Origin of the sequence: Falsibacillus albus, assembly GCF_003668575.1 — a bacterium.
Classification (GTDB): Bacteria; Bacillota; Bacilli; order Bacillales; family DSM-25281; genus Falsibacillus; species Falsibacillus albus.
On the sequence record NZ_RCVZ01000013.1, the window covers coordinates 51685 to 65854 of the forward strand.

10 protein-coding genes are annotated in these 14170 nt (G+C 37.1%); all 10 read right to left on the reverse strand.

The window, feature by feature from the left end; genetic code table 11:
* Nucleotide 1: 1 nt before the first annotated feature.
* The 10 genes from D9X91_RS16705 to D9X91_RS16750 all read right to left on the reverse strand — a co-directional run bounded on the left by D9X91_RS16705 (nucleotide 2) and on the right by D9X91_RS16750 (nucleotide 14168).
* The gene (locus tag D9X91_RS16705) at nucleotides 2-1996 is read right to left on the reverse strand and encodes an AAA family ATPase (protein ID WP_121681795.1); all 1995 of its coding nucleotides are present in this window, start codon (nucleotides 1994-1996) and stop codon (nucleotides 2-4) included.
* Nucleotides 1993-2178, reverse strand: coding sequence for a hypothetical protein (locus D9X91_RS16710; RefSeq protein WP_121681796.1), 186 nt, complete (start codon nucleotides 2176-2178; stop codon nucleotides 1993-1995). Before D9X91_RS16710 ends, D9X91_RS16705 begins: the two co-directional genes overlap by 4 nt.
* Entirely contained in the window at nucleotides 2175-6278 is a 4104-nt protein-coding gene (locus D9X91_RS16715; RefSeq protein WP_121681797.1) for a DUF4145 domain-containing protein, read from the reverse strand. The genes D9X91_RS16710 and D9X91_RS16715 overlap by 4 nt, the downstream gene beginning before the upstream one ends.
* Before the next feature lie 176 nt (nucleotides 6279-6454).
* Nucleotides 6455-7366 carry a hypothetical protein gene (locus D9X91_RS16720; RefSeq protein ID WP_121681798.1) on the reverse strand — a complete coding sequence of 304 codons (912 nt, stop codon included), beginning with the start codon at nucleotides 7364-7366 and terminating at the stop codon, nucleotides 6455-6457.
* Between the two features lie 98 nt (nucleotides 7367-7464).
* Nucleotides 7465-9213 carry a DUF262 domain-containing protein gene (locus D9X91_RS16725; RefSeq protein WP_121681799.1) on the reverse strand — a complete coding sequence of 583 codons (1749 nt, stop codon included), beginning with the start codon at nucleotides 9211-9213 and terminating at the stop codon, nucleotides 7465-7467.
* 281 nt (nucleotides 9214-9494) lie between these two features.
* Entirely contained in the window at nucleotides 9495-9755 is a 261-nt protein-coding gene (locus D9X91_RS16735; RefSeq protein WP_199738132.1) for a hypothetical protein, read from the reverse strand.
* 199 nt (nucleotides 9756-9954) lie between these two features.
* Nucleotides 9955-10464: a RadC family protein gene (radC, locus tag D9X91_RS16740; protein ID WP_121681802.1), complete on the reverse strand. Its 510-nt coding sequence runs from the start codon at nucleotides 10462-10464 to the stop codon at nucleotides 9955-9957.
* Nucleotides 10465-10498: 34 nt separating this feature from the next.
* On the reverse strand, nucleotides 10499-11185 hold the full coding sequence (locus D9X91_RS22920) for a zinc ribbon domain-containing protein (RefSeq protein ID WP_233569828.1): 687 nt from the start codon (nucleotides 11183-11185) through the stop codon (nucleotides 10499-10501).
* A 35-nt stretch (nucleotides 11186-11220) separates the two neighbouring features.
* A complete protein-coding gene (locus tag D9X91_RS22925; RefSeq protein WP_233569829.1) occupies nucleotides 11221-12108 on the reverse strand; it encodes a recombinase family protein in 888 nt (295 codons plus the stop codon).
* Nucleotides 12109-12479: 371 nt separating this feature from the next.
* Nucleotides 12480-14168 carry a DNA primase family protein gene (locus D9X91_RS16750; protein WP_121681803.1) on the reverse strand — a complete coding sequence of 563 codons (1689 nt, stop codon included), beginning with the start codon at nucleotides 14166-14168 and terminating at the stop codon, nucleotides 12480-12482.
* Nucleotides 14169-14170 lie beyond the last annotated feature (2 nt).

Below are 14170 nucleotides of genomic sequence, written 5' to 3' on the forward strand. Positions count from 1 at the left end.
CTCAAATTCCTCCCTTCATAGCAGGCTGCATTTCACGTATCATGGTGACACCAGGTTCGGTTGATTCAAGCTCATAGTATTTGCCGATGGCATCAGACTCTTCGAAAATTGCTTTTTCCTCTTCTCCAAACTCCCGATCTGTAACGAGAAGAATCCACTGGGAGCAAATCTGTGGAAGATATTCAATCAAGTTTCTTTGATGCATTTCAGACAGACGTCCAAACGGTGTATCCATGAGAAGCGGCATTTCAAGCGCCTTGTCTCCACCCGCTGTCTGGGCGAGGGCGGTAATAAAGCTTAAGGAAAGCACTTGTCTCTGCCCCTGTGAGATATTCGCCAGAAACGGCTGATCGAAAGCATTGTATACCTCTATTGAAAAGTCTTTTTGAATACCGACCCTTTTAATCATAGATTGTCCAGCTGCATCAAGCAGGTAGTTTAGATTCTGCTGGGTGGCTGATTCCAGCTCTTCAATCATTTCTGCTTCAAATCTTTTGATCAATCCGTCCATGGATGCAACTGAGCGCTCTAAAATGTCATGCTTATCGAGCAGCTGATCACGTACTCCGCTTTTTCGTTTCAGATCCTTTAGCTGATTATTTAAAGTGCCGATCTCTTCTTCAATTGTAGCTAGATTTTCCTTAAAACGTTTCATTAAACCCTCTGTTTCAGCAATGGCTTTGATCAGACTGGTGCGTTGATCATTCAATGACTGAACGTGTCCCTCAGAGGAGGAGGATAGCCTTTTGTTTAGCTGCTCAAGCTTCACCTGGCTTTCTTCCTTTTCGTATTGAAGAGCTCTTATTTCAGTCAGCTGATAGTCGATGGTGCTCTGTCTTTTGCTCAAGTAAGAGAAAAGCGAACGGATGGAGGTTTGAAGCTCATGGGCAGAACGGTTTTCTTCAAAATCAGCTATTGAGCTTTTCAGCTGTTCAAGCTGATAATACTGTTCGTTATTTCTCTCTAAATCAGTACCGCAAATACACCTCATATCCTCAATTAGCTTTGCTACAAAGTCTGAAGAAATACCGGACAGATTATCAGCGGAAAGCTCATTTTTCAGACTGGACTGAACGTGATATAAATGATCCTCCCCTGCAAGCATCGGAAGGTATTCGTTATAAATTTTCAGGTGTTCTGTTTTATCCGTGATCAGGACATCCGCTTTTTTAATCTGCTCTTCCAGCTCATCCCGTTCACGAAACAGGACCTTCAGCGTTTCATATTCCTTTAGCTGCTGGTCAATAAGAGTCAGGTCGTTCTCCATCTTGACGAGAAGCTTTGCTTTTGCTTTCTCGTCCTCTTGAATGTTTAATTGTTCCAGTTCCTTTTTCTCAAGCTCCATTAGCGCTTTCTTGTATTCACCCTTTGAAAACTGTCCAAGCTCTTTTTTTGATTTTTTCATAAGAAGTCGCAGGACATCTCGGGATTTTAACACTTCATCAATTTTAAGAAGATTTTTAATCCCCATAGAAATTTCATCTTTTTGCTGTCTTGAGACCCTTGTGAGCCGCTCGATTCGTTCTCCATCAAAAAAGAAATAATGCTTTACGCGTTCATCGACAATTTCCTGCAGCTTTAGAAGGATATCCTTTGATGTCGTCCATTCTTTTCCGGACTCCAAATGCACGAGCTTTTGATCTTTCAACTGCTCCTTCACCTGTGAGCCGATCTGGCCGGCAACAAGTGAGCGTGATATTTCATAGGTCTCCTGATCATGGAGAAACTTTACGGTTACTCGTGCTTCAGTCTGGCTTGGGTTTTCCTTCAATGCCTTCAGATTCACCAGCGTGATCTCTGCTTCATCAGAATCCTGCATGAGCTTCAGGTCACCAAATAAAGCAAACATGATCGCACGGTAGATCCCTGTTTTCCCCCGCCCGTTGTCACCAAGGATCACTGTTACGATTCTTCCTTCATCTGAATAGGCAAATTCAAGCTGCTGGGAGCCGTAATATTGTCTGAAGTTCTGCAGCTCGAGCGCTTGAATAATCATTCTTCATTACCTCCCCTGCTTTTCAGTTTCCGTTCTAACAGCCGGTCGATTTTTTTCGAGTGTGCCTCCGGTGAAATCGGGCTGGCACTTACCTGCAAAATGGTTTCCATGATTAATTCATGAACGATAGGATCTTCCTCTTCCAATAAAGAGGAAACCCGCGCGATCAGTTTAATGCTCATATGTTTACTTCACTCCAGTCTCGTAAAAGAATTTCATCGCCGTCGATTTCGAATGGAGCGGACTGATTCTTCAATGCCTCCTCCACCTCAACGAGCAGCTTTCCTTCATTTGAATATTGAATTGCAGCTAGATACTGGCGCAGGTCCTTTATTCTCACCGAACCATCGAACTCTGTTTTCAACAGAAGCCCGATAAAGTCTGTATTGGTGCTAATGGAAGAGCTCTTTGGCGTCAAAATCGCACCGTAGGATCCGATCAGATTCCATTGTCCGGATTTTTTCAGAATATCTCCCAACAGCTCTGCACCCCAGTCAATGTCATTAGCCAGCTCAGGAAGTACATCCTCCTTTACAAGCTCCTCAAGAAAGACATATTCACGTCCCCTTAACGCTGACTCTTCACAGAAAAGCTGCTCTGCTGCCTTTAGAATCCGCTGCTCCAGCTCCGCATTATAGCCGATCGTTTGTTTGTGGATGTACTCCCCGTACTGCCCTTTTGAGTAATACAGAATTTCCTTTGAATTCAATAAAACAATATCAAGAATGCTGTCATTTTCTCCGAACACATCCGTGATCCACTGGCTGACCTCCTCCCGTGGAACAATATCTTGCTGCTCCTGGATATACTCCTCAATCAGCCCTTTAGCAGAAAACTGATCAATCGTTGCATCCTTTGTGAGAATATAGGGATATCTCGGCATCCGGAAACTGTCTCTCTCCCTGTCCTTCAGAATCGCATGGAGAAGCTGCTTACTTTTTATCCCAAGATCCCTGATCAGCAACTCATTTTGTTCGAAAAAGGAATGAATAAGCGTAATAGGGGATTCCTCCAGCTTATTCCGAATCTGTGCGGTAACAAAGTCCAAATCAGAGGATGAAACATTGGAATAAAGAGATAAAAGCGTATATTCTCCCCGTCCGCAGCTAACGATTTCTTCGTTTGTGGTCAGATTGTATTCAAGCGTGAACCTCTTCCAGCCTTTTTTTTCAACAAACTGCTCGTACATCTCCTGATAGGTAGCCAGTCCACCTCGGTCCCGAATAAATTCCTTAATATGATCCGCATTCATCTGACGATCTGTACCCTCCGGATAAATATGCGGGAATTTCTGAAGATCCAGACGGGTATCCGAATATTTTCTCATCAGTGAATAAAGACCATATTCACTCGGAATGTTCTGCTCCAAAGCTTCCTTTTTCACTCTTTCATATAGCTTAAGAACATGAATCGGGCCGTCCTTTTCCATTATCTGAACCGCAATTTCCTGCGTGTCTTTAATAAAGGACTCCTCTGCCGTAACGAAGCGGTTATGAATATACCTTCCACGATCCCATAAAATAAACGTTTCAGACAAATCTGCACGCGTCGCGATCGAATAAAAAGCCCGCTCTCCTTCAAATTCCCCGGGCATAAAATCATTGGCTTTATTAATCAGCTCCTGCTCCTGTTTATATACGTCGACCCCTTCAGGATATTGAAGCATAACCATTTCAACGACATCCTTTTTACGGCTGGTGGATAGAATCCCCTGCCCCTCCGCAACCCAGGTGATCTCGGGTTTAGCTACTGCCGAAACGAAGGAATCCGGAAGGGCGTCGTCCTCTGCTTTCTCCTCACAGAAATGCGTTAGATCCTCCTGACTAATCACATGCAGGTGAAAAGCTTCGCGGAATTCACGGACTATGGATTTTTCAAGGTCTTCAAGAGCATCTCTGCCAAGCTTTGTTATATAAGTTAAGCCGCCCCGCGTAAACACTTCGTACCCTAGCACTTCAAGCCCTTTTGCCATGAGGTAATCCTTAAAGGAAGAAAGGTCGAGATCCTTCAATTCAGTTATTGCAAGTGAATCCCGTGAGGCAGCAAAAAACGCGCGAATTACTGGCTCCACTTTTCCGGCTAAACGTTGATCGCCCTTTGCAATAATTTGACGGATCCGTTCACGGGTTAGGCCGGCTTCCTGACCAAGTGCTTCAAGAGTTAAGTGCTGACCTTCAAGATCTGCATCAAAACGATTTTTCGTAAGCTCCAAGTACCTCGGCTGGATTTTTTCCGCCTTTGCATTTTCCTCACTTTCAGTAATTCTGCCAATCCACTCCTGGCATTCCTTCATTAAAAAAAGGTAATACTCAGAAGGAGGTAACGATGCAATCTCTGCGAGGTTAAGTTCCCGTTGAATGATAGCCGGTAGCTTTTCAACAATAGCCTTCACTTTTCCAATGCCGACACCCTTAATTTCCTTCAATTTCTTTAAATCAGCAGGCAGATCCTTAAGACTTTCTATCCCGTTCTGCTTCATATTTCCAATCGCTTTTTCCGCTCCGGGGAAGTCCTGACTGTCGAGCATGATTTCTTTGAGCTCCTCAGGAATTACGATTATTTGCCCTTCAAAAAACACCTTTCGTTCACCGTCAGTTTCTTCCACAGGTTGTATCACTAATTGACGTTCGGCAGGGAGCTGACTCCAGAACTTATCGACTGTTCTTTCACCGACACCCTTCAGCTTTTCATGAATCCCATCCAGCGGAAAATCAATATCCTTCAGCTTATCAACACCGATCGATTGAAATTTATTAATCAGGTGCTCACAGCCTTCAACACCGATTTCATTCAGCGGCGCTTCAGCCACATTTAAGGAAATGGACAACTGTTCTCCTTTGTAAATGAGAGAGTGCTCCCCATGATCAGAGATCTCTTTCTTTTCAGCCTCTGAATTTGCTACTTCCGCGTTGTATTTAATCTTTTTCAGCCAATCCTCATTATCCGTACCTGTCCACCAGTTAAGTGAGGAAAGTAGCAGCAGATCCAGCTCCTGTACAAGTCTAATATTCCGTTCAGCCAGCCCCTCACTTACCGCAAACGGGGCCACGTCACGGATCTTCAGTCCGGATGCATGTTTTATACGGACCATACAATCTTTTTCTAGAGAAGGACCAGGCTGAAAAGCCGCCATTCTGTCTTGAAAACGGAATCCTAGAAAATAAAGCTCCTGCATCACAGTAAAAAATGACTCTTTATCAACTTTATACAGCTGTCTCAGCCGGTCTTCATTCAGACTTGAAAAAGTCTGACATCCCTCCAGCCCTTCAGCGGATATAAAAAAGTTCTCTAGGGACATCCCTGCCAGATGTACAGGATGATTAATCTGTCCGGCGGACTGCCAGAAATCCTTCGGGACTTCCCTGATCTCTGCAACAGGTGTTGCAAGCTTTCTTTCTGGCACATGAACTTTAGGAACAGGCTGATTCTGCTTATAATCGTCCGGCTGTTCATGAAAGCTTTTATTCATTAAAAACCAGGCTGGCTCCTGATTAGTCGAGCGTGCACCATTTTTAGAGAAGCGGAAATAAAGCTTATGCTCCTTTAGGGCAAAAAGCTTCTCCTTCAATGACCAATCACCAACCACCCATAAGGCACCCTTCTTATCCCGTTTATCTATATATTCCAGGCCCTCCTGATTTAGATACTGAAACAGAAAGAACGATTCCTTTTCTTCTCCCGCTTCTCCCTCAGTGACTTGATCTTCCCGAAAAGCGAGCCGCTCTTTTTCCTCTTTTATAGCATCGAGCTGCTGTTGAATTTCATCTCGCATTTTGTCGATCTGCTGCATGCCCTTTTCAAAAAACGGCTTCATCAGCTCACTGATCTGCTCCTCTGACAAAGATGGATTTTCGCTTTTCTCAGGAGCACGCAACTTATAAACCGGTGCCTCAAAGTCATAGTTCACATACACCTGCATATACCAGACACTGATATCAAACAAATAACGGTGCGCCTTCATCCCATCCTCCAATGACGGTGGAGTGAGATCATGGGCTGCCTTATTGCCCATCTTGCGCACCCATTCAAGCTTTATGTAAATATCCTCTTCAATCGCATTTTGACGATACAGCTTATGAATGCGCTCCGAATGCTTCAGTGGATACACATCCTCAATGCCCTCGTCTTTACTTACCAACTTAATCAAATTTTCTGTATACAGCCTTGCCTGAATCATCACAGATTGAGGTTGGGAAAACAGCATACTCTCCAGATCCTCTGCTAGCGCCAACAAATCTTTCGAGACCACCTCAATAAACTCAAACAAACTCTTCCCTCTCATCAAACGAAGCCTCCCACTTGCATTACATTTGTTACATCATCTATACAACTATGTAACAACTATTTTAACAAAAAAGTGGGGTTTTGACATTTGAGGTTAGGAGTTTGCGTGGTTAAACAACATGTTTTACTTATGATGCGGTTCACCGTGACACTTCTTTCGGTAAACTTTATTTACTATTCTATTTTATTGAACTCCTTGAGAAGGTCAAATGTCCTTTGAAGTTCATCTTCAGTTGTTTTTCTATAAACCAGTTGTCCCATAGCTAACATTACAAAGTTAAACTTATCAAAAGTATGGTTAGTATATTTTCTATTTCCACTCCAGATATCCTTCATGAAGTTATTCATTTGCAAATGATAATAGGTAGGCATTTTCAAATCATTTACCTCGTAAAAATAGTAATTATAATCGGCTTGTCCATAGTTAAGAAATTTAAGATGTTCTTCCTCACATTCATTACAAGAGATCGCAATTTCCTCTACTACATTACTTGTTTTATTCTGAATAAAAATAATTTTTGCATCTTCACTGTGTTCTACTAGTTCCTTTGAACAATTTTCACAATATAAGAATTGTGGGTCTTTTTTAGGAATGAAATTCGACAAGGTTGTATTTCTTATTAGAATACAATATTTTTCCCAGGATTTTGGGAAGTGTCTTTGAAATAATATCCTTCCAGCACTACTATTTATTAATTCTCTTTCAATCCTTGCACTATTAAATAGATCAAACTCATCTATTGATTTTGAATCTACTAACTCGTTAAGTTTGGTAAGTAGAGGCGACGATATAGAAGCAGAATAAAAACTTAAAAAACCATTACATTTCTTAGCTTTAACTCTATCTGTTATATCTGTTTCATCTGATCTATTCACAGAATTTGAAGAATTTCTATGAGCAAAATGCTTGCAACTTACTAACCATAAGAAATCACTCACTTTATCTTTTACAATAAGATCCTTTCCTCCATCTGGACCAATAGAAGGTGGATCAATTAGTTCAAATTTTTCACTTAAAAATTCTTGTGCAAATAGTTCCCAACTTTCTAAGTCATTCTTTATTTCTTTAAAATCTATAATACCCATAAATTCCAATTCTCCTTTATACAATAAAAACTGAACTTTGTTATATTTCACTATTATTAATAAAATGCCTTCAATTCAATATGAAGGCATTTTACATATCAGACAGATAAAATAGATTTTAATTTATTAAAGATTATATCACTACGTTTCTCAATAAAAGTATCAAAGTCTAATAGTTTTAAACTTGCCTTTGGTATATAGTGTTTATCCATATAATCTGTTCTCTTATTTTGATCTAGATACGTTTTTACTATCCATTCATCAAACATCAAATTGGACTTTTGTTGATTTGGAATACCTTCAAGGAGTTGTAGATTGACTATTGAATTACATTCACTAATGAAAATATCTTGTTTATAATCTGGTACACCATTATTAGATAATTTTTTCTTTGTAAATAAACTTTTCGCAAATATGTGATCAAGATGAAATTTGTTTCTAAAATCTAAAGTCGGATAAAGTAATGCTAAAACAGAGAATGTATGCTTCTGACCATATTGATAGGTAAGCAAGTTGCTAATCTCATCATCATTAAACGAAAAAGATTTATTACTACCTTTAAACTCATCAATAATAGCATTAAGCGGGAATTCAGCATGGTTAGTTAGTATAATTTTTCTTAATGGTCTCAAAACATTGTCAGGCTGTCCGCTAAACACTCTTTTCAATAAAGCAAGAATTAGCCACTTATGTATTCGCTGCCTGTCACTATTATAAGAAGAAGATTGAACGTAATTATGTGGTAATCCTATTTTCAATAAATAATAAGCAATTGGGATTATTGCATTATTAGATGTTAAGGTTTCTTGATTATACCCAAAGTTGGATACAAGACTTACAGCTAATCGAATAGCTTTTTTTACATTATCCCATTTCAGCTCAATTTTCTGCATTGTTTCTGAATCAAAATTATCAACTTTAAATGCAATATCACTGAAATCACAAAGCACTAAACACGATTTCAATACAAAATCCTTGTTAAAGTTAAATCCATCGCCAATCTGATTTATTTCGTCTACAAATTCAGTGATTTCTTTTCGGGCATCTTTATTCTTCCATTGAGCAGTTGCAATTGAGAGTAGTAAGTCTGAATAGCTTAATGCTGTTCCACCACTGTTTACACGAATAAAGATATTTAAAACTTTATCGAGTTTCTGTTCTTTTTCCAAATAGTAATTTATACTCGGTGTTTCATTAATAGCTTTATAAAGTTTAAAAAGTGTCTGGTTAGCAAACAAAGCCTTTTCTTTTTCAATCGAACCTAGCCCATTTTCTATAAGATACTGATTCACTTCATATTGATCCCTAATATCTAAAATATCGGAAACCTTATACCAGTAAGCAAGATTATTTGTATTATCAGCAGCAGCACTTTCTTCTGTTAAGAACCTAAAATCATATACGGTATCAAATTCTTCTGAAGGTGCTAATAAATCAACATAAAGTTGTTGTTTAGGGTATGCTAAAGGGTTTTCTCTACGCATTCTTGGAAGTTTGTATGCGTAACTACCCTTTAAACCAATATACATTGAGGTCAAACGTTGCTGACCGTCCAATATAGCTATAATATCCTCTTCACCACTAATACTTGCATTGGGGTTATGACGGTTATCTCTTTCATGATATTCTCTTATAAACTCGTAAAATTGAAATTCCTTACTTTTTTCTTTATTTACATACCAAAAGAGAAATGAACCTACAGGATAACCTTGCATCAATGAGTCGAATAGTCGTTCAATTTGGTCAGTATCCCATACGAATTCACGTTGTATAGCTGGTAGAATATATTTTTTCCGATGGATATTTTCTATAACTTCTCTAATTGTGAGAGCTGTTTGAAACGCCATTTTTCTCTCCCCTTTCTAAAACTCAAGATGTTAGAAACATTTTTTACATTTTTTGTATCTTAGTTGACCATAAAAATTTCTATTATTGATTTCAGCATTACTTATGGATTCAAATTGATACCATCCACCATCCTTTAAATTGCGTTCAATTCCTTTAGTTGTGGTTTCACTAGATAAGACATATGAACAAGATTTTTTATGTACCGTGCAACATTTATCTGGATAATCGACATTCATCCATATCATCACTCAATTCCCCTTATCAACATCGTCAGTTTTATTTACCAATCATTTTGTCTGATTCTCTTGTCCATAAGGATGGCAAATAAATATGAAGGAGCCTGTAGACTTTGTAATGGAACAGTATTATCTAATGGTACATCTTTTAAGGCTTCAGCAAAGGTGCTTTTAGAAACGATACGATTTGTTCTGCTTAATTTTATCGTATTACCTTCTACTTTATAGGTAAATTCTCCACCTTTAATTTGTTTGAATACTTGCCCTTCATTTTCATTTATTCTTTCCCATATTACTTCAATCATCAAATCAACCTTCCTAAATTTCCAGTTAAATAGGTATGTTATTTAATTGCTTATTTTCTTTATTAGTTCAACTTACATATTTCTCCACAAATAGCCAATATACCTCCAATTCATATTATAAAAAAAATAGTTCCCATCACGATATGATAGGAACCTTGCTTATTGAATAGAATCATTTTATTTTTTACTAAGGAACATTTCAAATATGACCTTTTTCTTTTAATGAAATAAACTTATCTGCGCACACAACAAGATGATCCAGTACATCGATACCTATGATTTTTCCAGCTTCAACTAATCTCTTGGTCACCTCAATATCTTCACGACTTGGAGTTGGATCATTGCTAGGGTGATTATGAGCAACAATTACGGAAGCAGAATTTGAAAGTATAGCTGGTTTAAGAACTTCTCTGGGATGCACTATGCTGGCATTTAAACTCCCAATATGACATACATTTATTGTAGTAGGTTGATTCTTTGTATCTAAGCAAACAACTATAAAATACTCTCGATCTACTTCAACTAAGAATTGTTTCAGTAGTTTATAAGCATCTTCTGGCGACCTGACATTTCTTTCTGGATAAAGGAAACTATTCTCTTTAACCAACTTTAGACTAACAATGTTTACTCTCTTAGCTGGTTGCTTTTGAAATTGATCTACTTCTAATAACCTTAATTGCTCATTTTGTATCGGTAAATAATTTTTCATTTTAACTTCCTCCATGATATCGTTTAAAATTTGGTTATAAAACTAAAGTAAAATTAAAAGAGGACGGATCTTCAACTGAAGATCCGTCCTCTTTTTCATCCAATATGTGATTTTTTGATTTTCCATCAAAGTGTAATATTATCGATTCAACTTTCCTTTCTTTACTTAATACAATTTTATCAACCACTAAATTTAAGATTGTTTTTTTCTGATCATGATTAGCATTTCTAATTATCTCGTTTAAATTACTCATTAAATTCTTAACTACTTGGAATTCAATAGGGTCAGAATTATTTAATCGGAGTTTTTCTTGAATTGATTCTTTATGTTTCCTTTTGATTTCAATATCTTCTGAAATAGACCCAAGCCTCTTCGAAAGGTCTTCTTTCGTGATCATACCGTCTTCAAATAGTTCAAACCACTTACTCTTTTTATTATCATATCCACGAATCTCCCTATCAATATGCTGTAGTTGTTCCTCTAAAGGTTTTATCGTGTGCCTTCTTTTTTCATTTAAATTATTTACAATGTCGCTTAATAATTTTTCGTTTAATAGATTACTCTGTATCTTATTAAATACAATTTTTTCTGTTTCATCTGCCTTAACACCATTTGACCTACAAGCTGCTGTACCCTTATTTCTCCAAGCTCCACAATGATAATATCTGTGAAGTATATAACTTCCATCCTTATGCTTTTTCTTAACCCTTCCTGCAACCATAGACGAGCCACAGGCTGGGCACTTTAATAAGCCAGTTAAGGATAAGAACCACTATATACCCTATTGGGCTTATGGGATCTTTGACTATACAACTTCTGAACCTTTTCCCATAAATCCACAGTGATTATTGCATCATGCCCTCCATCCACAATAATGGGATTTTTATTTGTTCCCTTTCTCCTCTTCTCACTCCAATTTTCCCTGCGATTATATCTAATTTTTCCAATATATATAGGATTCATCAGAATTTCTTTTACTGCGTTTATTGAAAACATATTTCCCTTTTTTGATTTATAACCAAGCTTATTAATATGATTTGTAAGGCTCTTTAATCCCCTCCCTTCGGAATATAGTTTAAATATTTCTCTAACAATGAATGCTTCTTCTTCTACTACCTCTAACCTTGTTTTAGTATCATCTTTGTTACTCTTGGCACTTATATATCCTAATACCTGACCTCCATTCCACTTTCCTAATCTTGCTCTTTGTTTCATTCCCATTTTCACGTTATCTACTATGGTCTCCCTTTCGAACTCACCAATAGATGCTAATACATTCATCATTAGTCTTCCTTGTGGAGTTGTTGTGTCAAAGTGTTCAGAGCAACTTTTAAAATTCACATTGCTTTTGTTTAACTCTTCTACTATCTTAAGTAAATCTAAGTGATTCCTTGCTAGTCTGTTTGTTTTCCAGACCCATACCTCATCAAATTTCTTTTCTTTTGCATCCTTAAGAAGCTGCTGTAGTTGTAACCTCTTCTCCATTGATTTACCGCTGATGCCACGATCAATATAGTTAGAAATTACTTGCTTACCATCCAACTCAATCCTTTTTCTTACCGTATCAATTTGTGCATCAATAGAATATCCTTCTTCTGCCTGTTCAGCCGTAGAAACCCTTGCATATATAACAGCTCTTATCATTTCTCTTTCACCTCCATTTCAACAATTAATTCTTGATAGAGCAAATCACTTATTAATTCAATTAAAATTGTATATATGCTTTTTTCATTACTCTCGACCATCCAGCATTCCCCCTGATAGTTTTAATATTTGTAGGAATACATGCATACCAGGACTTATAACATTGCTCAAAGGTATAATATATATTTAATATCCTGGTAAATACTCTTTATATATATTGATTATGCATGCATCTTAACTCTTTTATATTTGTAGCCAATTGTAGAGAAAACGTAGTAAATTCTTAACCTTAAAATCTACAGTTTTATTGTTCTAAAGATAGTAAATTAAGCTATTTCAATGATTTGTGTAGATAAAGTAGCCGCTTATTATCAAACTTCTTTTAAATGCTCACGCCCTTGAACTATTTGTTTCAACGCAATTCCTGTGAATCCATCGAGTGGTGTAGACTTTCTTAATCGGAATTTTGATTGTCTAATAGGTAGTTTTTTTATTTCGTTAAAGAAGTCTTTTTTGCTAAGCATATTATGGCAGTTATCTCTGGCATAGTTTATATAGGCTGAATAAAGATCTCTCTTATGAACCCTACATTCATCATTGTTAGGTTCTAACTCACACATCACCGTTATAAAATCATTTATATTGCTCATTTCATTTTGATACTGTTTTTTAAATTCAATAGAATCAAGACATTCGGTAAATATAAAATTATTATTTATTAACCGCTCCAAACCCTCTACAGCCCATTGGACAATATAATCCTTTTCGGAAAGAAGCTTTTCCTTCAATTTGTAGTCTCTTTTACCTTCTGGAATCGTATTATTAAAAACTACAAACAAAATTCTGTCTGTAAATGCTGTGGTATTGTCCAATGTCTGTAATTGAGGCATAGCATTACCAGCCATGATTATTTTAGCTTTATTAATAAAATTGATGGCAGATTTATATTTGATATCAGCTCTTAATCTATCATTTCCTATAAGCGCTTTTATTGTATTTATATTTTTTAATGCATTGTCGTTTAATTCACCACAAACATTTAATTTCTTCTTAAATAAATCGGATAAAGAAAATCTTCCGCTTAATTCATGAAGGGGTACATTACTTGTGTAATCCTCTCCAATAATTTCTGTCAATACTTCTAGAATTGTACTTTTCCCAGAGTGTGGGGCTCCAATTAGTGCAAACCACTTTTTTGCATTAGTAAAATTTGAGATTGCGTACCCTATTAGTTCCTGAATCTGCATTGTCTTCTGCTCATCACCCCTTGTACATTGATGGATAAACTGCAAAAAGTGTTTCCCTTCCGTCCGATGCGTAGTGTAATTAGAATTTATAAAACTAGTAAAGCGATATGTTGGAGAATGGTTTAACTCCCTGCCTGTTCTTAGGTCCAATACACAATTATTAAAATTAATTAAGTAGGCGTAGGGATCTAAATCGTCTTCCTGTATCTGAATTGCCTCACTACTTTTTAAGCGGTCAATTATATCGTCAACTCTGCCCTTAGATAGTAATCTTTCTACCTTATCTGACCAACCGCTTCGTACTAGTGTCCTAATTTGATATTCTTCAAGTTCAAAGAAGCAACCTTTGCTATTGTTATAAAGGTAAAGGCTCCCTTTTAAACATTTCAGGGTATATTTATTGAGGATTTTTGAATAAATATCATACTCTATGTTTTTATTATTTGAATCCTTTTGTGGCTCATCCTTAATGTTTTCCCCATTTCCAACTATTTTCTCAGCGATAACCTCATTAGAAACTATGTCCCAGACCTTGCTTTGTTCCTCATCCAAGGAATTTTCGGCTAAGAACCCATCATCTAACTCCCCATACTCAAAGTTAAGTATTAGGTTTCTTCCCAACGGTTCGAAATTAATCTCATGATTTCTTAAATAGTCTTCTGGAATTTTACTAAATACCGTCTTTAATAAATTTTCACATTCCTTTATATCACTTAATTCATTATCGTATAGGTATTCGTCAGAGACCGAGTCAATCGGTAAACTGTTTATTTTTTTTCGAATAACATCCTGAAAATCACCTGCTTTTCCCATTC

Coding starts and splice junctions, on each gene's coding strand:
- D9X91_RS16705 (WP_121681795.1), bottom strand. CDS start 1,996: ATGATTATTCAAGCGCTCGAGCTGCAGAACTTCAGACAATATTACGGC.
- D9X91_RS16710 (WP_121681796.1), bottom strand. CDS start 2,178: ATGAGCATTAAACTGATCGCGCGGGTTTCCTCTTTATTGGAAGAGGAA.
- D9X91_RS16715 (WP_121681797.1), bottom strand. CDS start 6,278: ATGAGAGGGAAGAGTTTGTTTGAGTTTATTGAGGTGGTCTCGAAAGAT.
- D9X91_RS16720 (WP_121681798.1), bottom strand. CDS start 7,366: ATGGGTATTATAGATTTTAAAGAAATAAAGAATGACTTAGAAAGTTGG.
- D9X91_RS16725 (WP_121681799.1), bottom strand. CDS start 9,213: ATGGCGTTTCAAACAGCTCTCACAATTAGAGAAGTTATAGAAAATATC.
- D9X91_RS16735 (WP_199738132.1), bottom strand. CDS start 9,755: ATGATTGAAGTAATATGGGAAAGAATAAATGAAAATGAAGGGCAAGTA.
- radC (WP_121681802.1), bottom strand. CDS start 10,464: ATGAAAAATTATTTACCGATACAAAATGAGCAATTAAGGTTATTAGAA.
- D9X91_RS22920 (WP_233569828.1), bottom strand. CDS start 11,185: ATGGTTGCAGGAAGGGTTAAGAAAAAGCATAAGGATGGAAGTTATATA.
- D9X91_RS22925 (WP_233569829.1), bottom strand. CDS start 12,108: ATGATAAGAGCTGTTATATATGCAAGGGTTTCTACGGCTGAACAGGCA.
- D9X91_RS16750 (WP_121681803.1), bottom strand. CDS start 14,168: ATGGGAAAAGCAGGTGATTTTCAGGATGTTATTCGAAAAAAAATAAAC.